The organism is Cypionkella sp. PAMC25878 (genome assembly GCF_058135695.1).
Window position 1 is genome coordinate 1,195,630 of sequence record NZ_CM176871.1, and the last position, 21,560, is coordinate 1,217,189.

The following is a 21,560-nucleotide window of genomic DNA, read 5'->3' on the forward strand; positions in this document are numbered from 1 at the left end:
CTTAGCCCTCAATAAAATGCGGTTTGAACCGCGACAAATCCTGCGTGATCCGGCTGCGATCTTCGCGCAAACCCATGCCGACGCAAGTCTCTCCGACAATCCACGCGCCGATCACCGGGCGCATGTCGGCAAATATGGGCAGCGGGTGGTAGGCTTGGACGATCTTTGGGTGCTGGTCGTAGTCACGTGCGGTGGCGGCCTCTAGCACGGTGCCATTTTGATGGATGGTCACCGACTGGCCTTCGCGCGAGAATATCGGTTTCACCACATAGCCAGCGGCCAGCAAATCAGGCGCACGGTCCAAGGCGGCCTCATCCTCGAAAAAGGCGGGCAGCAGGTTGGGGTGGCCTTCAAACATCTGCCACAGCACGGGCAGAATCGCTTTGTTCGACAGGATCGCCTTCCATGCCGGTTCGATGAAACGACAGCCTGAGGCCGCGATCTTGTCGGCAAACGGGTCGCGCAGCAGGTCTTCCCAGGGGTAGAGCTTGAACAGCGCGCCGATCACCCGATCTTCGGCATCGGTGAACTGGCCGTCCGAGCTGATGCCGATTTTGTCGAGATCGGTGTAATGTGCGCCCAAACCTGCCTCTCGCGCGGCCCAAGCCATGGTTTCCACGGTGGCGTAATCTTCCGGCGCACCCGCGACGGCGGCGAAATGCAGATCGGTGTCGGGAGAAAACATTTCGGCAAGACGGGCGACCAAAGCCTCATGCACGCCGTTGAACTGATCGCTGCCTTGCGGCAGCACGCGGGCGGCCAGTTGCTGTTCAAACCACAGCCATTGGAACGAGGCGCTTTCATACAGCGATGTCGGGGTGTCGGCGTTATATTCCAGCAGCTTGGCTGGGCCATTGCCGTCGTATGCCAGATCGAAACGGCCATATAATTCCGGCTCGGCATCTTGCCAGCTTTGCGCCACCAGATCCCAATGCGCGCGCGGAATATTCATCCGTTGCATCAGGCTTTCCGAACCAATCACTCTTGCCACAGCCTCGCGGCACATCGCGTGGAGTTCGGTGCTGGGGTCTTCGATATCGTCTTCGATCTGGGCCAGCGTGAAACTATAGGCTGAGGTTTCGTCCCAGTAGGGCTCGCCATACATATCGGCGAAGGTGAAACCAAGCTTTTCGGCTTCGCTGCGCCAGTCGGGGCGTTCGGGCATGGCAATACGGTGCAACGGCATCTCCACATGGTTTGACGCAGATATCAGGGTTGCCTGCCCTCGACACAAGCCCCGCTTGCGCATTGTCGGGTCTGGCGGGGCGGATGTCGGGGATGGCTGGGACAATCTGGCGTCAATCGCCACACTGGACCTTGACCTAACAGGAGTATGCGCATGCAAACCGTCGTTAAACTGCCCGCTACCACCGGATCAGAACCCTCCACCGCCGATCTGGATGGTTGGATTGTCACCGAAGGTAGCCCGAAAATGAAGACTTGGGCGCTGCACACTTCGGCGGCGGGTGATATGGTTTCCGGCATCTGGGAATGCACCGTTGGCAGCTACCACGCCACCTACACGGCCTATGAATACGTCGTGCTGATTGAGGGCAAGATCACTATCACGCCGGATGGCGGCACGCCCGTGACCGTCAAAGCTGGCGATTCTTTCGTGGTGGAGCCAACTTTTAAGGGCATTTGGAAAATCGAAGAAAATGTGCGCAAGCATTTCGATTTCCGTATTAAATAAACTACTTACGGCGGGGGGCGTGCTGCATCCCGCCGCAAACACCGTATTGTTATCGCCTATCAAGGCAACGATTTTGCTTATCGCGCGTTCAATCCACATGTTGCTCTCATCGGCCCAACGAGACTGCTCTCGCTGGCCAACAACATGAAAGGATATGACATGCTGCCCGCTGTCTCAAACATCAAACGGAACACCATCGCCGCATTGCTCGCCCTTGCGGTTGCTTTGCCCGCAGCCCCTGCACTGGCTTGGGGCCAACGTGAGCAAGACGTGCTGAAAGGCGCTGCTGGCGTCATTCTGCTGCAAGGTATCATTCGTGAAACCAAGCCGAACAAGAAGCATTACGAGCCGCGCTACGAGCCTCGGTATGAACCCCGCTATGAACAGCCGCGCTATCAGCAGTACCAACCGCGCTATGAACCCCGCTATGAGCCACAGCGCGTCTCGGTTTACAGCACCGCGGCCGCACGGGCGTTTAACAACTATTCGTCGTCCGAGCGTCGGTTGATCCAGCGCCGCCTGTCGGCCTATGGCTACTATCGCGGCGGCATCGACGGCTCGTTTGGCCCCGGCACCTATAACGCTGTGGTGGCCTATGCCGATGCGCAGGGCCAGACCCGGCAACTGGCCTCGACCAACAGCGCTTATGGCGTCTATGACGGGCTGATCTATTAAGCCCAGTCCTGTTGAGCCCTGATTGCTCACTAGAGAAGCGCGCTCGGGATGTCCGGGCGCGCTTTTATTTTGCCGTCCTGCCAAGGATTGCGGGACCTGCTGCGTCTCATTAAAGTCATGCTGATGGAAACCCCAGATGAGACCCTCGCCTCTGCCGCCGCTGGCGGTGATCGGGATGCGTTCGCGCTGCTGGTGGAACGGCATTACGACCGGATTTACGGGCTGGCCTATCGCTTGATCGGACTACGGGCCGAGGCGCAGGATCTGGCGCAGGATATTTGCGCGGCATTGCCCGTGAAGCTACGGCATTGGCGTGGTGACGCACGGTTTACCACTTGGCTTTACCGGGTGGTGATGAACGCCGCCCACGATCTGCGCCGCCGTCAGGCCACCCATGCGAAGGCGGCGAGCGGTTGGGGCGATTGGGAAATTGCGCGGCAGGATGAGATTAAAGTGCAGACAGAGGCGCAGGATTGGCTGGCGCAGTCGATGGCGCGATTGTCGGTTGAGTTGCGCGATACGGTTGCACTGGTGCTGGGCGAGGAGATGACTCAGGCCGAGGCGGGCTTGGTACTGGGGGTGTCGGAAGGCACGGTGGCTTGGCGGATGTCCGAGGTGAAAAAACGCCTGCGCGCGATGGCGGAGGAAGCAAGATGAGTGATGAGCTTGACGCCCTGAAAGCTGCTTTGCGCGCTGTGCCCGCGCCCGATCCCGCTGCCAAAGCTGTCGCTATGCGGTTGGCGAGGGAAAATTTTGATCGGCTCCAAGGATCGACCGAGGTGATGCGTCCTAAGCAAGACCGCCCTGTGAAGGCGGGTATCTTGCAAAGGGGGCTCGCCATGCTGAACGCTTTGAAAATGAAACCTATTCTTGCCGCTACCACATCTGTCGCTGCCCTGTTGGTGGGGTTTGTGGTGATCCTGCCGTTGTCGGGGAAGGGGCCGATGGAGGAGGCGCGCGGCAACAAGCCCATCGCGCAAGTGGATGCGCCTGCTGAATTGACCGTGCCGGATGCGTTGCCAGAGCCTATGCTCCAAACGCAGAATGACACCACCGAGGCAAAGCCAGCGCCCCAAGTGTCCGAAGCCGAGGCTCCAGCCAAAGCGGAAGCCAAGGCGAAGGCAGATAAGCAAGCAAAGACTGATGCTGATGTCGCAGCGGATGCTGCCCAAACTGCAACGCTGGCAGAGCCTGAAGCGGTGATGCGTGATGAGCAGGCGATAGCACCCGCGCCGATGCCAACCGGGCGCGCCGTCGCCAAAATGGCGGCCGACAGCTATGCCGCTGAGCCCGCAGCGCCGATGCCCGTGATGGAACCCGCCCCATTGCCGCAGCCCAATACCGAAACCTTCGCCAATGCTGACGCCAATCCTGTGAAGGTGACGGCGGAAGAACCCGTCTCGACCTTTTCGATTGACGTAGATACGGCGTCTTATGCGACGTTGCGATCAGGTCTGAACGCGGGGTACCTGCCGGATCCGGCCGCGGTGCGGATCGAGGAGATGGTGAATTATTTCCCTTACGCCTATCCGAAACCCCAAGGCGATCAGGCGTTTCGGCCCACCATTACCGTGATGCCGACACCGTGGAACCCGAACACAAGGCTGGTGAATATCGCCATTCAGGGCGCGGTGCCGCAGGTGGAAAATCGGCCTCCGCTGAACTTGGTGTTTTTGGTGGATACCTCGGGCTCGATGGAGGATGCCAACAAGCTGCCGCTGTTGAAGCAATCGCTGGGGCTGATGTTGGGGCAGTTGCGGTCAGAGGATCAGGTGGCGATTGTGGCCTATGCGGGAAGTGCGGGCGAAGTGTTGCCGCCCACCAAGGCCAGTGATACGGCGGCGATCATGGCGGCGTTGGATCAACTTTCGGCGGGGGGATCGACTGCGGGCGCGCAGGGGTTGGAACTGGCCTATCAGGTGGCGGACAGCATGAAAGCCGAGGGCGAGGTTTCTCGAGTGCTGTTGGCGACCGATGGCGATTTCAACGTCGGCATTGATGACCCAGGGGCGTTGAAGGACTTCATCGCCAAGAAGCGCGAAAGCGGGGTGTATCTGTCGGTCTTAGGTTTTGGGCGCGGCAATCTCGATGACGCGACGATGCAAGCACTGGCGCAGAACGGCAATGGCACGGCGTCTTATATCGACACGCTGAATGAGGCGCGCAAAGTGTTGGTCGATCAGGTGACCGGGGCGCTATATCCGATTGCAGATAATGTGAAAATTCAGGTGGAATGGAACCCGGCACAGGTCGCGGAGTATCGGTTGATTGGCTATGAAACCCGCGCTTTGGCGCGTGAAGATTTCAACAATGACAAGGTGGATGCGGGCGATATTGGCGCGGGCACGGCGGTGACGGCGATTTATGAGGTGACCGCGCCGGGGAGTGCGGCGTTGCGGAATGATCCGCTGCGCTATGGTTCGGCTAAGGCGCCGGAGGGTTCCAGTGAACTGGGTTATCTGCGGCTGCGCTCGGTTGCGCCCGGCGGCAAAGACAGCACCCTACAGGAAACCCCAATTGTGCCGGGGATGCCGGTGACGGATGAAACCCGCTTTGCCGCCGCGATTGCGGGGTTTGGGCAGCTTTTGACCGATACCAAGTATCTCGGCGCTTGGGGCTGGGATCAGGCGATTGCTCTGGCCCTCGCCTCGCGCGGTGCGGACGAGTTCGGCTACCGGATTGAGGCGGTGAACCTGATGCGCACCGCCAAGGCTTTGTCCCAGCGTTAAATCGGGCGCATTAATCGGCCAGCGCGCGGTCCAGATCCTCGATCAGATCGCGTGCATCTTCCAAGCCGACCGATAGGCGGAACACGCCTTCGCCTGCGAAACGCTTGTAATCTGCAAGGCTTTCGCCTGTCATGCGGTAGGTCGAGGCCATGATATCATCGGTGCCGATATGGACGCAGATGCTGCGTTGGTGGCCGAGTGAAAAGGCGTAGTGCATCACACGGAACCGCGCGGCCATCTTTTGTGCCACCGCTTCGGGATCGGCGGTTTGGAAGGTGATCATGCCGCCGGGCAGCGCCATTTGGCGGGCGGCAAGGGCGTGTTGCGGATGGCTGGCAAGGCCGGGGTAGGTGACGGCCAAGACTTTGGGATGCGCTTCCAGATGCTTTGCGAGCACCATGGCGTTCTCGGAGGCGGTGCGCAGGCGGGGAAACAAAGTGTCGATGCCGCGCAGGATCAGCCACGCGTTTTGTGCCGACAGTGCCGCGCCGAGATAGACCCCAGACGAGGCGCGGATGCGGGAAATCAGCTCTTTGCGGCCAATCACAGCGCCGCCCAAGGCATCGCCATGGCCGTTCATAAACTTTGTTAATGAGTGGATGACCAGATCCATGCCATGGGTCAGTGGCTGGGTTATCACGGGGGTGGCGAGGGTGCTGTCCACCGAAGTCAACACGCCTGCGGCGCGGGCAATCTCGGCCAGCGCGGAAAGATCCGTCAAGCGCAGTAAGGGGTTACAGGGGCTTTCGGCATGGATCAGTTTGGTGTTCGGACGCAGGGCGGCCTTGAGGGCATCGAGGTTTGAGAGGTTCACTGGCGTGACCTCAATGCCAAAACCGGGCAAAATCCGGGTGGCGAGTTCGTAAGCCCCGGCATAGCACACGTCGGAAATGATCAGATGATCACCCGATTTCAGCAGCGCCAGAAAGGTTGCAGCAATCGCGGCGACTCCGGTGGCGGTGGCGAGGGCATCTTCGGCGGATTCGAGGCTGGCGAGGCGGCGTTCCAGATCGCGGACAGTCGGGTTGGTCCAGCGGGCGTAAAGGTAGGGCAGTTCGGTCAGATCCCCAATGCCATCGGCGGAAAATGCAGAGCCGCCGGGGGTGAAGACGTTGTTGACGGACATGGAAATGCTGGGGGCGATGGCCCCGGTGATCGGATCGGGACGCAGGCCGCCATCCAGCGCGCGGGTGGCGGGGTGCATCGGGTGCGGAGTTTCAACAGCCGTGATTTGTTTGGGGGGAAGGTGGGCTTTCATCTGCTCTCCATACGGCTGGTTGCCGCTGTGGCCCAGAGTATCGCAGAGCGTGAGGCAAAGCAAAAGGCCCGGCGCAGGGCCGGGCCTTTTGGGTCGGTGTGGTGTTTAGGCGTTGGCGGTTTCGACCTGTGCCTCAACCGCTTTCGTCTCAACATCGACGCGGCGACCGATCTCAATGCGGCGGGGTTTCAGCGCCTCCGGGGTTTCACGCACCAGATCAATATGCAGCATACCGTGTTCATGGGCTGCCCCGGCGACGCGGACATGATCGGCCAAAGCAAAGCGGCGATCAAAGGCGCGGGTGGCGATGCCACGGTGCAGATAGGCGCGGCCTTCAGTCTCAGGCGCTTTGCGGGCGGTGACGTGCAGCGCACCGTCTTTCACCTCTACCGATAGCTCATCGGGCGAGAAACCGGCGACGGCGATCGAGATGCGATAGGCATCATCGGCGGTTTTCTCAATGTTGTAAGGAGGATAGGTGGGCTGGGCCACATCGGCGTTCAGGGCACGATCAACCAGATCGGCCATACGGTCGAAGCCAACGGTGGCACGGTAGAGCGGAGCGAAATCAAAATTGCGCATAGTCATCCTCTTTCAAGCGATGGCCGTTTTGTGAACGGCGCGGAAGCCTTCCCAGAAGGGCAAGGCGGTTGACGCCCCCGAAGCCCGATTGCGGCACCTTGGGGACTACGCTGATTTGGGAAGCGCTTTGGCGGGTTTCAAGACCCAGCAAGAGTCGAGGAATCAGGGTTTGACGAATTTTGCGCCGCTGGCTTTGCCGCCGGAAAGGGTGTTGACCTTGGTGCCCGCCACTGAAACCGCCCGGCTTTCTTTCGCCAGTTCTGCCAGCACAACGGCCAAAGGCGCTTCAAGCGGGGTGCCGAGCGAGACCTTTTTGCCGTCCGATTCCGCCTTGGCCGAAACCACCGAGACAATCTGCGGCACGCCGTTTTTCACCGTGAAAATCGGCGCACCGGAGGAGCCGAAATCCACATCGCAGGACAGCACCAGCACTTTGTCCGAGCCATCAATCACATGGCATATCTGTTGCAGCGAAGGCGCTTCGGCGCGATCCTGCGCGTAAGACACCACTCCAACCTCATCGCCTAAGGAGGGCGGCGACGTGGTGCCGATCGGCTGGATCGAGGGCAGGCGGATCGGCTGATCCAGTTCTAGCACGGCGACATCAAAGGCAGTGCGATCCAGATCGTCCTCGCCGGAATAGGCGTAATCCGGGTGGGCGACGGCGCGGGCCACGTTGCGATAGGCCTCGGCGCGGCCATTGCGCAGACCGGCAAGGAAATGGATATCCCGGGCGTCAATCCGCGCCCCGGTTTCTTTGTCGAACAGGCAATGGGCGGCGGTCAGCACCAGATCGGGGGCGATCAGGGTGCCGGTGCAAAAACCACGGTCGCCTAGGTTCAATCGCCCAACCGCGTTCCAACCCTTTGAATCATCGCCGGTTTGCAGGCTGATGAGGGGGGATTCCTGTGCCGCAGCGGGCAGGCTGGCAAGGGCAAGCAGGGCGATGAGGGCAAAGCGCATGGGTTCTCCGGTCTGGTCGCCCGATCTAGCCAAAAAGTGAGGCAGATGTGAGGCAAATCACCCCAAGGCGCGCGGTTTCGGCCCACCTGTGGCCCAATCCAGCAGTTCAACCGTATGCACGATGGGGATGGCTGTCGCCGCGCCGATCTGCATCATGCAGCCGATATTACCGGCCGCGATGATATCGGGATGCTTGGCCTCTAGGGTTTGAACTTTGCGGCTTCGTAATGCCTGCGAAATCTCGGGTTGCAGCAGGTTGTAGGTGCCTGCTGATCCGCAGCACAGATGGCTGTCGGCAGGCTCGACCACGGTGAAGCCTACACGCTTCAGCAGGTCTTTTGGCGCAGTTTTGATTTGCTGGCCGTGTTGCAGGCTACAGGCGGCATGATAGGCGACGGTCAAGCCTTTGGGCGCACCTTCCGGCAGGGTAAGGCGTTGCAACAGCTCGGATATATCCAGCGTCAGGGCGGATACTTCAGCGGCCTCTGCCGTGCCGATCATATGGCCGTAATCCTTAACGGTGGTGCCGCACCCACTGGTATTGATCACAATCGCATCCAAGCCAGCACCACGCGTTTCAGCCATAACCGCGGCGATATTGGCGCGGGCGGCGGTATGGCTTTCGGCCTCGCGCCCCATGTGATGCGTCAGCGCACCGCAACAGCCCATGCCGCGCGGCACCACCACCTCGCAACCCAAACGCCGCAGCAGACGGATGGTGGCGTCGTTGATATCGGTGTTCAGTGCCTTTTGCGCGCATCCGGTCATCAAAGCCACGCGCATCCGCTTGGGCGCAGTGGGCGCAAAGCTTTGCGGATCATCGTTGCGGCTGACCGGGGGGATGGTTCTCGGAGCCATTGCCAGCATGGCCCTCAGCCTCGCATCCGGGATCAACCGTGCGAAGGGTCGGCCCAGTTTAGCGGCAAACAGCGCAAGCCGGAAGCGGGTGGGATGCGGGATCACTTTGGCGAGCACCCAGCGCAGTAGGCGATCTGAGAGCGGGCGTTTGTAGGTTTTCTCGACATAGGCCCGCGCCTGATCAATCAGATGCATATAGTCCACACCAGACGGACAGGTGGTGGTGCAGGCGAGGCACGACAGGCAGCGATCCAGATGTTTGACGGTGCGCGCATCGGCGGGCCGTCCGGTTTCCAGCATTTCCTTGATCAGATAAATCCGACCACGCGGGCTGTCTAACTCATCACCAAGCACTTGATAGGTCGGGCAAGTTGCGGTGCAAAACCCGCAATGCACGCAGGATCGCAGGATCTTGTTGGCTTCGGCCAGTTTTGGGTCTTGCAGTTGAGTTTCAGTGAAATGCGTCTGCATCAGCTCCTCATCCCCGGATTGAAAACGCTGCGTGGATCGAATTTTGCCCGCAGGCCAGCGGTGAGGGTGGCCACGGCGGGGGCTTCTGGTGGGAAGGCAGGAATGGTTTCCATCCCCGACGAGGCCCGTATCAGGGTGGCATGGCCGATCCCTGCCACTGCGCCACGCACATCCGCCGCAGCTGATGGATCGAGCAGCCAGACCAGCCCGCCGCCCCAATCGCAAATCGCCTCCAGCCCAAGGCGCTGGATCAGGGCTGCGGCTTCGGTTGGCTTGATTGACAGCTTCCAGACGGTTCCCGTCCGCCTAGCAAAAGCAGACACATCGCGGATCGCCGCCCAATCACTTGGCGCTTCTTCAAACCCGAGCAAATCCCGCAACTTCCCCGCACGGTATGCGACCGATCCGGCCATACCTTCCAGCCGGATCATCGCCCGGCCCTGTATCCAAGCCGCGCCCGAAATGTCATAGGGAGAGCTAAGTGCGGCCCGCAAATCCGCCAACCCCTGCGGTAAAGCCCGCTCGGCCACAAGCGTCACCTCGGCCTCTGGCACCGCCTGCACTTTGAACGACAGTTCGGTCAACACGCCCAAAGCACCATGTGCTCCGGCCATCAGCTTGACCAAATCATAGCCGGTGACATTCTTCATCACCCGCCCGCCGTTCTTGATCACATCGCCCCGGCCATCGACAAAGCGCACCCCGAGCAAGGCATCGCGGCAGGCCCCAACCTGCACACGGCGCGGGCCGGAGGCATTGGCGGCCACCACGCCGCCGATGGTTGAGACACCCTGACGACCTAAAACTGCGCGCATATCGGGCACTTCAAAAGCCAAGCGCTGCCGTTCAGAGGCCAGCAGTGCATTGATCTCGGCCAGCGGAGTCCCCGCCCGCGCCACCAAAGTCAAAGCGCCGGGTTCATACAATTCAACACCGCTCAACCCACTGGTATCCAACACCTCGCCCACCACGCACCCAACTCCACGCGTGCCCCCGCCTTGGATATGCAAAGCCTGCGCGGCTTGGATCATCTCGCTCAGTTCGCTTTCCGAAGCAGGTCGCATGGTCATCCTCTGTGCTCAAATATCCTTGGGGTAGTCCGTTGGTTTCGCTATTAGTTCAAGAAATCAATGGACTGGTGGGCAGACAGTCCCGGCGCTTCAACCCGCGCTCCGCCCCGCCGTTACATCTAAGGGAAACACCTTCGCCGGGTTCAACAGCCACGCCGGATCGAACACGTCCTTGACCCGCAACTGCGCCTCTAGGTCGACCGGATTGAACTGCACCGCCATCAGGTCGCGCTTCTCTATCCCCACGCCGTGCTCTCCTGTCAAACAACCACCAACCTCGACACAGAGCTTCAGGATATCCGCGCCAAACGCCTCGCAGCGTTCCAGATCGCCGGGTTTGTTGGCGTCGAACAGAATCAACGGGTGCATATTGCCGTCGCCTGCGTGAAACACATTGCCGACGTCCAGACCGCAAGCGGCGCTCATCTCGCCGATACGGCGCAGCACGTAGGGCAGAGCCGAGACCGGAATCGTGCCATCCAAGCACATGTAATCATTGATCTGTCCCATTGCTCCGAACGCCGATTTGCGGCCCAGCCAGATGCGTTTGGCTTGGTCTTCGTCGGCTGCTTCGCGAAATTCCACCGGATTGTGGGTCATCGCGATGGCCTTGATGCGGGAGAGTTGTTCGGCGATTTCAGACGGTGAACCTTCGACCTCGATGATCAGCAAAGCCTCGCAATCGGGATAGCCGGCTTTGGCGAAGGCCTCGGTCGCGCGGATGCAGGGGCGATCCATGAATTCAATGGCAACGGGCAGGATGCCGGCTTTGATGATGTCAGACACGCAGGTGCCTGCGACTTCGTTGGAGTTAAAGCCGACCAGAACGGGCCGCGCGCCTTCGGGTTTCGGCAGGATGCGCAGGGTGGCCTCTGTTACGACGCCAAGCTGCCCTTCCGAGCCGCAAATCACTCCCAAAAGGTCAATCCCACCAGAATCCAGCCATGGCCCGCCGACCTCGACCACTGTGCCATCCATTTGCACCAAGGTCACGCCCAGCAGGTTGTTGGTGGTGACGCCATATTTCAGGCAATGCGCGCCGCCCGAGTTCATCGCGATATTGCCCGCGATGGCGCAGGCGAGTTGACTGGAAGGATCGGGAGCATAGAACCAGCCATCGGCCTCAATCGCCCCCGTCACCGACAGGTTGGTGCGGCCCGATTGCACCCGGATGAAACGATTGTCGTAGTCGGTTTCCAGCACTGCGTTCATCCGCGACACGCCCAATATCACGCAATCGGCGGTGGGCAAAGCGCCCCCGGCCAGCGAAGTACCAGAGCCACGCGGCACCACAGGCACTTGTTCTTCATGGCAAATTCCCAAAACGGCGGCGACCTCGGCGGTGGTGCGGGGCAGGACGACGACGAGGGGAGCGCAGCGGTAGGCGGTCAGCGCATCACATTCATAGGCGCGGGTTTCCGCCGGATCGCTGATCACCGCATCCGCAGGCAGAACGCTGCGCAACCGTGCGACAATGGCAGATTTGCGCGCGACGATGGCGGCATTGGGGATCGGCATATCCATGACAGACTCCTTGCGTGGTCAAAAAATATAACCAATTTTTTGAAATGGCAAGATACTGTTGGCCCTTCCCAGATTTGCCGTGAAAGCATAGGTTTGTGGCATGCAAAGTATGATCAGTCTCGGCCCGTTCAGCACCATCGACGCGCTTTCTGTGGCGCTGGCTTTGATTGCGTGGGCAGGGATCGGCTGGTTGATCGAGCACCCGCCTGCCAGCCGTCCTTCGGTCACTGTGTTGATGAAAGAATATCGACGCGAATGGATGCGGCAGTTTCTGACCCGGCAGCCGCGGATTTTTGACGCTTCGATGATCGACAGTCTGCGGCAGGGCACGGCGTTTTTTGCCAGCGCCTCGCTGATCGCGATTGGCGGCGGCATCGCGCTGATCGGCAATCCGGCGGCGATTGTCGGGCTGGCAGAGGATCTGACCCTGCCCGCCGATGCCACCGGGTTGCAACTGCGGGTGCTGCTGGTGATTGTGTTTCTGGCCAATGCGGTGCTGAAGTTTATCTGGTCGAACCGGCTGTTTGGCTATTGTGCGATCATGATGGCGGCGGTTCCGAATGATCCCAGTGATCCAGCAGCGTCGCACCGGGCGCAGCAGGCGGCAGAGTTGAACATAACGGCGGCGAAAAGCTTTAACCGAGGCTTGCACTCGATCTATTTCGCACTGGGCAGTCTGGGTTGGCTGCTTGGCCCCTACCCTCTGATCGCGACGACGCTGCTGACCTCTGCGATGCTGATCCGCCGTGAGTTCGCCTCGGAATCACGCAAGGTCATGCTGCGCGGCGCTTGAATCGACCTTCCACCAACCAAGCTGCCACCGCCAGACCTGCGGCGAGGATCAACATTAGCCAACCGGGCACCAGCGGGCTGATGCGCAGATCTTCGGTCACAAACGCGCCGCGCGGGGTGACGCCGATCCAGCCGCGCCCTGCGGCAGGGCGACCTTCACGCACGGTGCGGATACCGGGCAGGCCAGCCTCAATCGGCAGGATGCCGCCCTGCATGGTGGCGACGACAGGGGTGAGACCTTCGGCGCTGGCCAAGGTTTCGACAAACTCCTTCGGGGCAGACGGGCCGACGGCCACCACCCGCACCAGATCATCCTGTTGCAGGCGATACAGGCCCAAGGCCGGGGCTTTCCAGTCGATACTGTATTTGCCCGGACCCATCGGCGGCAGGGTCAGGGTTTGGATTTTGCCATCCGGCCCGGTAATGGTCAGATCACCCAGCGGTTTGTCGGAAACCGTGCGGCGGGTGATGGTCAGAACGTCTGCCTTGTTGGTGGCGGTCAGCGCCTCCTCCTCCAACTCCGGCTCTTTCAGCATCCAGTGTGCGAGTCGTCGCAGCAGTTCCAACTGCGGTCCGCCGCCTTCGTAGCCACGGCCCCAAAGCCACGCTTGATCCGAGGCAAGCACTGCGATGCGGCCCTTTTCGACGCGGTCGAGCACCAGCAATGGTTTGTCTTGCGGGCCAGACATCAGAACCTGACCGCGCAGCAGGCTCACGTCGATCAGACGGAACCAGCGGCCCCAGCCTTTCGGGAACAGTGCTTCCAGCCCTTCGGTCACGGGATGGCGGCGACCAAGCTCGGTGAGCTTGGGTTTGTAGCCTTCCTCGATCACTTGGCTGGTCGGCTCCACCGGGAGAATTTCGGCCAAAGGCGAGCGCCACAGGCTGTCCACCGCGCCAAATTCGGGGCCTGCAGCGACCAGAACCGTGCCGCCATTTTTGACATATTGCACAACGTTATCAATATATTCCATCGGCAGGATACCGCGCATCCGGTAGCGGTCAAAGATGATCAGATCGAAATCTTTGATCTTCTCGACGAACAGCTCGCGGGTCGGAAAGGCGATCAGCGACAGCTCCTCAACCGGGACACCATCTTGCTTTTCGGGCGGGCGCAGGATGGTGAAATGCACGAGGTCCACGCTCGGGTCAGATTTCAGCAAATTGCGCCAGACCCGTTCGCCCGCATGGGGTTCGCCAGACACCAACAACACCCGCAAACGGTCGCGCACACCGTTGACCTGCACCACTGCGACATTGTTGCGGTCGGTCAACTCGCCTGCGACCGGGGCCACCGAGAATTGCAGCACGTTCATCCCGGCATGGGGCAGGCGCACGGGCAGTTCCATATCCTCATTCACCGGGATCTGAAACGTCATTGGGGCATCGGAATCGACGCCGATGGTCAGGGCCACCGATGTGCCAGCCGAGGCTGGCACGGCGCCCTTGTCTTCGACTCTCAGTTTCAGGGTGAATTCTTCGCCCAAAATCGCGAAGGCAGGGGCGTCTTTGATGATCAGATGGCGATCCCAATCCTGCTTTTTCCCGGTCAAGAGCACCTGCAACGGCGCGGGCAAAGCCGGGGCGAGGCCAAGATCATGCACTTGTCCATCGGTCACCAGAATGGCTCCGGCAATCCGGGCGCGGGGTTCTTCGGCCATGGCTTGCGCAAGCGCTGTCATGGCCAGAGTGCCTGCATCCTCGGGGCCGTCGCCAAAGCGGATCAGGCGGAGTTCGGTGTTTGGCAGGGCTTCGACCTCGGCTGTAACCTTTGCGACCGCAGCCTCTGCTTGCGTTTTACGGTCTGACAGAGTTTGGCTGGAGCTTTCATCGACCAGTAGTAAAACGATGTCGGACAAGGGCTTGCGGTTTTCTTCTTGCAAGGATGGGTTCGCAAGCGCGACGCCCAAAGCGATGAAGGCAAGGCCACGCAACGGCCCGCCGCGCAGACCTTTCCACAAAGCGAAGGCGACCAGCAGGCCTGCGATGATTGCCAAGGCCCAGATCACCGGTAAGGCTATCAGGGGGTCGAAAACCAAGGTCCGGCTCATTCGCCTAGCCTTTCCAGCAGGGCAGGCACATGCACCTGATCCGATTTATAATTTCCGGTTAGCACATGCATGATCACGTTGATGCCAAAGCGGTAGGAAATCTCACGTTGATCCTCGCCCGCATAACCGCGCCCCACTGGGAACATCGGCACGCCGTCGGTGTCAGTGGCCCAAGCCGAGGCCCAATCTGCGCTGCCGATGATCACCGGCGTCACGCCATCATTCAGGTTGCGGAAGGGCATGCCTTCGGCCTTTTCCGCTTCGGGATCAGAGGCCTCAACCCACACCGCGCCACCTGCGAAACGGCCAGGGAAATCTTGCAGCAGGTAGAAGCTGCGGGTCAGCACATGGTCTTTCGGCATCGGTTCTAACGACGGAATATCGAGGCCGGATGCGATCAGTTGCAGCATCTGGCCTTCCGGCGTGGTGTCGCCCGAATAGCCCGCGATATCACCATCGCGGGTGTCAAACAGGATCATCCCACCCGTGCGCAGAAAGCGGTTCAGCTTGGCATAGGCGGCGGTTGACGGGATCGCTTGGTTTGGGGTGATCGGCCAATAGAGGAAGGGATAGAACGCCAGTTCATCCTTTTCCAGATCAATGCCCATTGGGGCTTCGGGTTCAACCGCCGTGCGCAGCCAAAGCTGATCGCTGAGGCCACGCAAGCCAGCTTCTGACACCTGATCCATCGCGGCATCGCCGGTCTGCACATAGGCCAGCACCACACCGCGCGTCGCCTCCAGCGCTTTGACGTCATCAGGCACCTGTGCGTGGGCATCGTGCGGCATCATCAGGGCCAGCAGCAAGACTGCGGCGCGGGCCAGACCACCGATACGGCCCGAAACCCAAAGCGCGGCCAATACGTCCAAGGCCAACATCAGCATGGCGGCGGTCAGCAAGATGCCTTTCAGCGCCTGTGCTTTCACCGTCTCAATGCCCTCAATGACGGTGTCTGCGGGCCAAGTGGCGGCGGTGATCGCGGTTTTGGCAGAGATTACATTCAGCGCGACTTTGCGTTCGGCACTGGCGTAAAGCCCCGCTGGCAGGCCCGGACCGGGGCCAATTGCCATAGCTTTAGACAGCGTTTCGCCCGCTATCCCGGCGATTTCGCCTGCATCGCGCTCTAACCCGTAGCCATCCATGATCTTCTGCGGCACCCACGTTAGCCCTGCCAAATCTTTTGCATCGGGCGCTGCGGGTTTGGTGGACACTGCCAGACGTTCAAGCATTTGTACGAAAAGCCCCGAAAGTGGCAGGCTGGACCATTCGGCATTTGCCGTCACATGCACCAGCACCACTTGCCCCGCGCCGATTTCTTTGCGGGTAACGAGGGGCGTGCCATCGGTCAGGGCGGCGATGGTGCGGGTGGTGAGGTCGGGGTCGGGTTGGGCGAGGACTTGCTGACTTACGGTGACATCATCGGGGATCGCCAGGCCATGAAAGGGCGAGTTTTCCGGGAAAGGTGCCAAGGTTTTCGGCTCGCCCCAGCTCATCGCACCGCCCACTGACCTGCCACCTTCGCGCAGCCGCACCGGCATCAGCGGGTCTTCTTCCGCACGCGACAATTCCGACGCTGCCAGTCGTGGTCCGGCAAAGCGCAGCAGCAGACCGCCCTTGTTCACCCACTCCAACAGGCCGTCGGTTTCAACCGGAGTCAGCTTGGCGACATCGGCGAGGATGATTACATCGGGATTGGCCGGGATCACATCCGAAAGCCCACCCTCAACCAGATCGGCGACGGGGGTGAGGGCTTGGCGCAGGTAGTAGCTGGGCTGCAGAAGGGGCAGACCTTCGCGGTCAGGCGTGCCGCCGATCACCGCGATTTTGCGGCGTTTCAGACTGTCATCGGTGAGGCTGACCGCCCCTGCGGAGCGTTGGCCGAGGAGTTCAAAACGGTTGACGCGGTTGCGCAATTCGGGCGGCAGGTCGAGGGAGGTTTTGGCCTCTGGCGCATTGGCGTCAAAATGCAGGGGCGCGCGGGCGAGTTCGCGGTCGATACCGGAGGGGTCGGGGCCGCGCGCGATCACGTCCAGATCGGCAGCCTCACCGGGGAGGCGGGCGGCGGTGAGGGTGATTTTGCCATCCTCAAACGCAGCGGGGCGCAGGGCGAAGACCGGGCGGGGGGCGAGGAAGGCGGTGAGCCTGCCTTTGGATTGAAGGGTTTTGAGCAGGGCATCGCGGCCCGGATGGTCGAGGCCGTCGGAGAGCCAGTAGCTGTCGAAACTCTCGCTCGGCAGAATTTTTGCCCAATCTGCGTAGCCTTGCGGCGCGAAAGGTTGCGGCTCCATCGCGGCAAGACGGCCTGCCCATGCGTCGGCGTTTTGAAACTCGACAGGCTGCGGTAGGTCGGTCAAGCGGATCACGGCGGTGGTGCGGCCAGCGCGACCCGCCTCGGCCAGCAGGGTGTTGGCTTTGTCCATCCGGCGCGGCCAATCGCTGGCATCTGCCCAGCCACCATCCAGCACGATAAGCAAGGGGCCAGAGCCGGGAGCGCGGTTTTCAGGGTTCAAGATCGGGCCCGCAAAGCCGATGATTGCGGCGGCGACGGCCAAAGCGCGCAGTAGAAGCAGCCACCACGGGGTTTTGTCGGCTTGGCGGTCTTCGTCGGTCAGGCCCAGCAGCAGCACCACTGCGGGAAAGCGGCGGTGGATCGGAGCGGGCGGGATGGCGCGTAGCAGCAGCCACAGGATTGGCAGCGCGATCAGGCCCCAGAGCAGCCAAGGCGTGGTGAAGGCGAGCATGTTCATCGCCCGCCCTCCAAGGCGCTATAGGCCCAGAGCAGAGCGGTTTGCGCCGATTGTCCGGTGTGGTGACCGTGGTAATGCCAGCCCATCGCGCGGGCCAAAGTGGCAAGACGGGCCTTGCGTTCAGCCAAACGGTCAAGATAGCGGGCGCGCAGATCGCCTGCGGATTGGGTCTCGTGACGGAGGCTGCCTTGCATGGATTCGAACACGGTTCGGCCTTGGTAGGGGAAATCTTCCTCTGCCGGATCAAGCACTTGAAGCAACACGCCGCGCACGCCACGATCTGAGGCAAGGGTCAGGCCTGTTTCCAACGGATCAAGATTGCCGAGGAAATCTGACAGGAACACCGCGCGGCCATGACTGACCATGCCAGCGACATCGGGGGTGCCATAGTCGTCGGGATTGTCCGAAGACAGACCTTCGACCAACGCCATGATCTGCGCGCGGCCCGGTTTTGGCGTGGTGCCGGACAGGCCAACACGCTCGCCTCCGCGCAGCAGCAAGACGGAAAGCGCGAGTGCCAGCAGACGGGCGCGGTCGAGTTTCGGGGCGCGGTCTTTGTCGCCCGAAAACGCCATCGAGCGCGCGGCATCTACCCAGAGCGTCACCGATTGCGCCGCCTGCCATTCGCGTTCGCGCACGAAATGCGCGTCTGATTTGGCAGATCTGCGCCAGTCAATCGAACGCGCGGCATCGCCCTGATGCGCGGGGCGGTATTGCCAGAATTCATCGCCTTGGCCCGCGCGGCGGCGGCCATGTTCGCCCAGCATCAGAGTTGCGGCCAAATGCTCGGCTTCTGCCAACAAGGCTGGCAGCGATTGGCCGAGCGTTTCGGCTCTCGCCCGAAGATCTGTGGGTATGCTCACGCAGCGGCCTCGGTGCGCAGGGCGCGGGTGATGGTGCGGTCAATCAAGCCCGACAGAGTTTCGCCGCGCGCACGGGCGGCGAAGGACAATGACATGCGATGCTCGAGCACGGGTTTCGCCATCGCGGCGACATCGGCGATGGAGGGCACCAGGCGGCCATCGAGCAGCGCACGGGCGCGGACGGTCAGCATCAGGGCTTGCGCGGCACGCGGCCCAGGACCCCAAGACAGGCTGCCCGCCAGATCGCGGCCCTCGGGTTCGCCCGGACGGCAGGCGCGGACCAGATCCAGGATGGCCTCCACCACTTGATCACCGACCGGCATCCGGCGCAGTATGGTTTGGGCGGCCAGCAGTTCCTCTGCGCTAAACACTTGATGCGATTCGGATTTTGTGGCCCCGGTGGTGGCGAGCAAGATGTCACGTTCATGCGCGCGGGTGGGATAGTCGACATCGACTTGCAGCAAGAAGCGGTCCAACTGCGCCTCTGGCAAAGGATAGGTGCCTTCCTGCTCAATCGGGTTTTGCGTGGCGAGAACGTGGAACGGGCGGCCCAAAGCGCGGTGCTGGCCTGCGATGGTGACTTCCTTTTCCTGCATGGCTTGCAGCAAAGCCGACTGGGTGCGGGGGCTGGCGCGGTTAATCTCATCGGCCATCAAAAGCTGGCAAAACACCGGGCCTTCGATGAAGCGGAACGCACGAGAGCCATCGGAGGCGGTTTCCAGCACCTCGGACCCCAGAATATCGGCGGGCATCAGATCGGGGGTGAACTGGATGCGGTTGCCTTTCAGGCCCATCACGGTGGACAGGGTATCGACCAGCAGCGTCTTCCCAAGCCCCGGCAGGCCGACCAGCAGCGCATGACCACCGCAAAGCATCGCTGCCAAAACCTGATCCACCACTTTGTCCTGCCCGATAAAGCGCTGATTGATTGAGGCCTTCGCCTGCGCCAGCCGCACGCCTAAGCTTTCGATCTCGGCGACGAGTTGGGTGGGATCGGCCATGACAATTCTCCGGAACAGGTTATATGCTGCCATATGATCCAATCTGGGCGCCGGGTACAAATGGCAAAAAGCGAAGATGCACAAATGATCGTGAAACCGCTGGCCGAGGGGCTGGCTGCGGTGCAAGTCGCTGCAAAAAAAGGCCCGCCGCCGGTGCATTTGTGGCATCCGCCATTTTGTGGCGACATAGATATGCGGATAGCAAAGGATGGGACCTGGTTTCACGAAGGCTCTCCCATAGGACGAATGCCGATGGTGAAGTTGTTTTCCTCGATTCTGCGGCGCGAGGGGGATGAGTTCTTCTTGGTCACTCCGGGGGAGAAGGTGCGGATCCGGGTCGATGATGCGCCGATGCTGGCGGTGGATTTTGAGGTGGAGGGGGCTGGCGAGGGCCAGCGCTTGCGGTTCTTCACCAAAACCGAAGATGAGGTGGTGGCAAATGCTGCCAATCCGATCCGCGTGGTGGTGGGGGAAGGCGGGGAGCCTTCGCCCTATGTGCATATCCGGGCGGGGTTGGAGGCTTTGATTGATCGCAAATCCTTCTACCGGTTGATGGAATTGGGCGCGCATCACGACCATTTGGGGGAAAGCTGGTTCGGGCTTTGGTCAGATGGTTGTTTCTTTCCGGTGATTCCTTCGCTAGAGCTGCGCTGATGCCTTTATTTGCCGCTAACCTGACTATGCTGTTCACCGAGGTTTCCCCCCTCGACCGCCCCGGCTTGGCCGCGCAGGCGGGATTTGATGGTGCGGAAATCCTGTTCCCCTACGACTATCCCGCCAAGGACTGGGAAGCCGCTTTGGCTGGCTTGCCGCTGGCGATGATCAACACGCCTCCCGGTGATTGGGCGGCTGGGGATCGCGGATTTGCTGCCGTCCCCGGCGAGGAGACGCGGTTTCGCGATGGCTTCCTGCGGGCGGCGGAACTGGCGTCACGGTTGGGGGCAGCGAGGGTTCATGTGATGGCCGGGGTGGCGAAGGGGCCGCAGGCGGAGCAGGTTTATACGGAGAATCTGGCTTGGGCGGCGTCGCAGGCACCAGATTTGACGATCACTTTGGAGCCTTTGAACCCGGATGACATGCCGGGGTATTTCCTGAACGACTTCGATCAGGCGGGGCGGATTGTGGATGATCTGGGTTTGCCGCAGGTCGGGATACAGTTTGATCTGTGGCACGCGGCGCGGATTCATGGCGATGCGGCGGCGGTTTGGGCCAAGCATGGCGCGCGGGTCAATCATGTTCAGATCGCGGGGTTTCCAAGCCGGAACGAGCCGGGTGGGGGCGGGTTTGATTTGACCGGGCTCTGTACCTGCTTGGATGAAAGTGGCTATCAGGGTTGGGTCGCGGCGGAGTATCGGCCCTCGCGCGCTACCGTGCATGGGCTGGCTTGGCTGGGGGCTTTGAAGGCGCGATCACGGTTGATCGGGGTCTGAGGCTGGGGTGTGTCCACGCGCGGCGCATCGGTAGATTTTATATTTATCAATACGTTAGATAGGCGCCTTTAAGGGCTTCTTAAGGTTTGCGCGTTGTTGGACTTCAAGTTTTTGAACGCAGCTATTGCCTCAACGGGGGAGCCTCCGGCGGTGATATTTGAGCCAATGTGAAATTGTTTAGTGTGAGCCTGAGGGGGGGGGCGATGATATTGCGACAGAGATGTATATGTGTTATTTTGTGTACATGTGAGCACAGGAGGCTTTTATGTCTGCCAGCACGACGATGACCATTCGCATTAGTTCTGATCTGAAAGAAAAGCTGGGGCAGCTTGCGCAGGACACCCGGCGCAGCAATTCGTTTCTCGCGGCGGAGGCTGTCGCGGATTATGTCGAGCGTGAGTTGGCGATCATTGGCGGTATTCAGCGCGGTCTGGCCGATGTCGAGGCGGGGCGGGTCGTGACCGATGATGCGGCGATGGCGGAGTTATATGCCGCGATTGATGCGGCAGAGGGCGGCAAGGTTTGACTCGGGTTGTCGTTTGGTCGCGCGATGCGCTGGACGATCTGAAGGGGCAACTGATTTACATCGCGGCGGATAATCCTGATGCGGCGCGTCGGGTGGTAGATGCTTTGCGGGCCGCTGCCGCGGCGCTTGGGCGGGCCGCGACGGGACGCGCGGGCCGGGTGGTTGGGACTTATGAGAAGTCTGTGGCTTCGCTGCCTTACATTATTGTCTATGTGATTTCTGCGCAGGCGGGAGCGGAGGAGCTTTCAATAGTGCGCGTCATTCATACGGCACGGGATTGGCCGAGGGGGCGGTGGCCTGAGTAGGGGGCAGAGTGATTTCACACTC

At 61.0% G+C, this 21,560-nt stretch carries 20 protein-coding genes; 9 read left to right on the forward strand and 11 right to left on the reverse strand.

Features of this window, described 5'->3' with window-relative positions; translation table 11 throughout:
* Position 1 precedes the first annotated feature (1 nt).
* Positions 2-1,180 carry a glutathionylspermidine synthase family protein gene (locus tag ACS5RD_RS05640; RefSeq protein ID WP_489930370.1) on the reverse strand — a complete coding sequence of 393 codons (1,179 nt, stop codon included), beginning with the start codon at positions 1,178-1,180 and terminating at the stop codon, positions 2-4.
* Between the two features lie 159 nt (positions 1,181-1,339).
* Here ACS5RD_RS05640 and ACS5RD_RS05645 point away from each other — a divergent pair, with 159 nt between their 5' ends.
* The 4 genes from ACS5RD_RS05645 to ACS5RD_RS05660 all read left to right on the forward strand — a co-directional run bounded on the left by ACS5RD_RS05645 (position 1,340) and on the right by ACS5RD_RS05660 (position 5,097).
* Entirely contained in the window at positions 1,340-1,693 is a 354-nt protein-coding gene (locus tag ACS5RD_RS05645; RefSeq protein WP_202905571.1) for a cupin domain-containing protein, read from the forward strand.
* A 159-nt stretch (positions 1,694-1,852) separates the two neighbouring features.
* Positions 1,853-2,368: a peptidoglycan-binding protein gene (locus tag ACS5RD_RS05650; protein ID WP_156317389.1), complete on the forward strand. Its 516-nt coding sequence runs from the start codon at positions 1,853-1,855 to the stop codon at positions 2,366-2,368.
* Between the two features lie 123 nt (positions 2,369-2,491).
* The gene (locus ACS5RD_RS05655; protein WP_489930371.1) at positions 2,492-3,025 is read left to right on the forward strand and encodes an RNA polymerase sigma factor; all 534 of its coding nucleotides are present in this window, start codon (positions 2,492-2,494) and stop codon (positions 3,023-3,025) included.
* Positions 3,022-5,097: a vWA domain-containing protein gene (locus ACS5RD_RS05660; RefSeq protein ID WP_489930372.1), complete on the forward strand. Its 2,076-nt coding sequence runs from the start codon at positions 3,022-3,024 to the stop codon at positions 5,095-5,097. The genes ACS5RD_RS05655 and ACS5RD_RS05660 overlap by 4 nt, the downstream gene beginning before the upstream one ends.
* A gap of 10 nt (positions 5,098-5,107) precedes the next feature.
* Here the strand turns inward: ACS5RD_RS05660 and ACS5RD_RS05665 are convergent, their stop codons facing one another.
* The 6 genes from ACS5RD_RS05665 to ACS5RD_RS05690 form a co-directional block, all read right to left on the reverse strand.
* Positions 5,108-6,355 carry a trans-sulfuration enzyme family protein gene (locus ACS5RD_RS05665; RefSeq protein ID WP_489930373.1) on the reverse strand — a complete coding sequence of 416 codons (1,248 nt, stop codon included), beginning with the start codon at positions 6,353-6,355 and terminating at the stop codon, positions 5,108-5,110.
* 105 nt (positions 6,356-6,460) lie between these two features.
* Entirely contained in the window at positions 6,461-6,937 is a 477-nt protein-coding gene (locus tag ACS5RD_RS05670) for an Hsp20 family protein (RefSeq protein WP_054005454.1), read from the reverse strand.
* Between the two features lie 162 nt (positions 6,938-7,099).
* Positions 7,100-7,900, reverse strand: coding sequence for a trypsin-like serine peptidase (locus tag ACS5RD_RS05675; RefSeq protein WP_489930374.1), 801 nt, complete (start codon positions 7,898-7,900; stop codon positions 7,100-7,102).
* A 57-nt stretch (positions 7,901-7,957) separates the two neighbouring features.
* Complete coding sequence (glcF, locus tag ACS5RD_RS05680; protein WP_054005452.1) at positions 7,958-9,229, reverse strand: glycolate oxidase subunit GlcF; 1,272 nt, start codon at positions 9,227-9,229, stop codon at positions 7,958-7,960.
* The gene (locus tag ACS5RD_RS05685; protein ID WP_489931337.1) at positions 9,229-10,293 is read right to left on the reverse strand and encodes an FAD-binding protein; all 1,065 of its coding nucleotides are present in this window, start codon (positions 10,291-10,293) and stop codon (positions 9,229-9,231) included. Before ACS5RD_RS05685 ends, glcF begins: the two co-directional genes overlap by 1 nt.
* 96 nt (positions 10,294-10,389) lie before the next feature.
* Positions 10,390-11,823 carry an FAD-linked oxidase C-terminal domain-containing protein gene (locus ACS5RD_RS05690; RefSeq protein WP_489930375.1) on the reverse strand — a complete coding sequence of 478 codons (1,434 nt, stop codon included), beginning with the start codon at positions 11,821-11,823 and terminating at the stop codon, positions 10,390-10,392.
* 100 nt (positions 11,824-11,923) lie between these two features.
* Between ACS5RD_RS05690 and ACS5RD_RS05695 the strand changes: the two genes are divergently transcribed.
* Complete coding sequence (locus ACS5RD_RS05695; RefSeq protein ID WP_235815548.1) at positions 11,924-12,616, forward strand: DUF599 domain-containing protein; 693 nt, start codon at positions 11,924-11,926, stop codon at positions 12,614-12,616.
* On the opposite strand, the gene ACS5RD_RS05700 is transcribed toward ACS5RD_RS05695, so the two are convergent.
* From ACS5RD_RS05700 to ACS5RD_RS05715, 4 genes are read right to left on the reverse strand one after another with little or no spacing between them, the layout of a single operon-like run.
* Positions 12,597-14,666 (reverse strand): hypothetical protein, encoded by a 2,070-nt coding sequence (locus ACS5RD_RS05700; RefSeq protein ID WP_489930376.1) that lies wholly within the window; start codon positions 14,664-14,666, stop codon positions 12,597-12,599. The two genes, ACS5RD_RS05695 and ACS5RD_RS05700, sit on opposite strands and share 20 nt — an antisense overlap.
* Positions 14,663-17,413, reverse strand: a complete 2,751-nt coding sequence (locus ACS5RD_RS05705) for a DUF4159 domain-containing protein (RefSeq protein ID WP_489930377.1) — start codon at positions 17,411-17,413, stop codon at positions 14,663-14,665. Before ACS5RD_RS05705 ends, ACS5RD_RS05700 begins: the two co-directional genes overlap by 4 nt.
* Positions 17,410-18,276, reverse strand: a complete 867-nt coding sequence (locus tag ACS5RD_RS05710) for a DUF58 domain-containing protein (protein WP_489930378.1) — start codon at positions 18,274-18,276, stop codon at positions 17,410-17,412. The genes ACS5RD_RS05705 and ACS5RD_RS05710 overlap by 4 nt, the downstream gene beginning before the upstream one ends.
* Positions 18,273-19,277, reverse strand: a complete 1,005-nt coding sequence (locus ACS5RD_RS05715; RefSeq protein WP_489930379.1) for an AAA family ATPase — start codon at positions 19,275-19,277, stop codon at positions 18,273-18,275. The genes ACS5RD_RS05710 and ACS5RD_RS05715 overlap by 4 nt, the downstream gene beginning before the upstream one ends.
* 84 nt (positions 19,278-19,361) lie before the next feature.
* Here ACS5RD_RS05715 and ACS5RD_RS05720 point away from each other — a divergent pair, with 84 nt between their 5' ends.
* The 4 genes from ACS5RD_RS05720 (at position 19,362) to ACS5RD_RS05735 (ending at position 21,538) form a co-directional block, all read left to right on the forward strand.
* Positions 19,362-19,931, forward strand: coding sequence for a DUF1285 domain-containing protein (locus tag ACS5RD_RS05720; RefSeq protein WP_054005591.1), 570 nt, complete (start codon positions 19,362-19,364; stop codon positions 19,929-19,931).
* Positions 19,931-20,707: a hydroxypyruvate isomerase family protein gene (locus tag ACS5RD_RS05725; protein WP_054005445.1), complete on the forward strand. Its 777-nt coding sequence runs from the start codon at positions 19,931-19,933 to the stop codon at positions 20,705-20,707. The genes ACS5RD_RS05720 and ACS5RD_RS05725 overlap by 1 nt, the downstream gene beginning before the upstream one ends.
* Positions 20,708-20,972: 265 nt before the next feature.
* A complete protein-coding gene (locus ACS5RD_RS05730; RefSeq protein WP_489930380.1) occupies positions 20,973-21,233 on the forward strand; it encodes a CopG family ribbon-helix-helix protein in 261 nt (86 codons plus the stop codon).
* Complete coding sequence (locus tag ACS5RD_RS05735) at positions 21,230-21,538, forward strand: type II toxin-antitoxin system RelE/ParE family toxin (protein ID WP_489930381.1); 309 nt, start codon at positions 21,230-21,232, stop codon at positions 21,536-21,538. Before ACS5RD_RS05730 ends, ACS5RD_RS05735 begins: the two co-directional genes overlap by 4 nt.
* Positions 21,539-21,560 lie beyond the last annotated feature (22 nt).

Bases quoted from the DNA above. Each gene is read 5' to 3' on its own strand.
- ACS5RD_RS05645 (WP_202905571.1), top strand. From the start codon at position 1,340: ATGCAAACCGTCGTTAAACTGCCCGCTACCACCGGATCAGAACCCTCC.
- ACS5RD_RS05685 (WP_489931337.1), bottom strand. From the start codon at position 10,293: ATGCGACCTGCTTCGGAAAGCGAACTGAGCGAGATGATCCAAGCCGCG.
- ACS5RD_RS05665 (WP_489930373.1), bottom strand. From the start codon at position 6,355: ATGAAAGCCCACCTTCCCCCCAAACAAATCACGGCTGTTGAAACTCCG.
- ACS5RD_RS05705 (WP_489930377.1), bottom strand. From the start codon at position 17,413: ATGAACATGCTCGCCTTCACCACGCCTTGGCTGCTCTGGGGCCTGATC.
- ACS5RD_RS05650 (WP_156317389.1), top strand. From the start codon at position 1,853: ATGCTGCCCGCTGTCTCAAACATCAAACGGAACACCATCGCCGCATTG.
- glcF (WP_054005452.1), bottom strand. From the start codon at position 9,229: ATGCAGACGCATTTCACTGAAACTCAACTGCAAGACCCAAAACTGGCC.
- ACS5RD_RS05730 (WP_489930380.1), top strand. From the start codon at position 20,973: ATGTCTGCCAGCACGACGATGACCATTCGCATTAGTTCTGATCTGAAA.
- ACS5RD_RS05695 (WP_235815548.1), top strand. From the start codon at position 11,924: ATGCAAAGTATGATCAGTCTCGGCCCGTTCAGCACCATCGACGCGCTT.
- ACS5RD_RS05700 (WP_489930376.1), bottom strand. From the start codon at position 14,666: ATGAGCCGGACCTTGGTTTTCGACCCCCTGATAGCCTTACCGGTGATC.
- ACS5RD_RS05725 (WP_054005445.1), top strand. From the start codon at position 19,931: ATGCCTTTATTTGCCGCTAACCTGACTATGCTGTTCACCGAGGTTTCC.
- ACS5RD_RS05720 (WP_054005591.1), top strand. From the start codon at position 19,362: ATGATCGTGAAACCGCTGGCCGAGGGGCTGGCTGCGGTGCAAGTCGCT.
- ACS5RD_RS05690 (WP_489930375.1), bottom strand. From the start codon at position 11,823: ATGGATATGCCGATCCCCAATGCCGCCATCGTCGCGCGCAAATCTGCC.
- ACS5RD_RS05715 (WP_489930379.1), bottom strand. From the start codon at position 19,277: ATGGCCGATCCCACCCAACTCGTCGCCGAGATCGAAAGCTTAGGCGTG.
- ACS5RD_RS05660 (WP_489930372.1), top strand. From the start codon at position 3,022: ATGAGTGATGAGCTTGACGCCCTGAAAGCTGCTTTGCGCGCTGTGCCC.
- ACS5RD_RS05675 (WP_489930374.1), bottom strand. From the start codon at position 7,900: ATGCGCTTTGCCCTCATCGCCCTGCTTGCCCTTGCCAGCCTGCCCGCT.
- ACS5RD_RS05670 (WP_054005454.1), bottom strand. From the start codon at position 6,937: ATGCGCAATTTTGATTTCGCTCCGCTCTACCGTGCCACCGTTGGCTTC.
- ACS5RD_RS05655 (WP_489930371.1), top strand. From the start codon at position 2,492: ATGGAAACCCCAGATGAGACCCTCGCCTCTGCCGCCGCTGGCGGTGAT.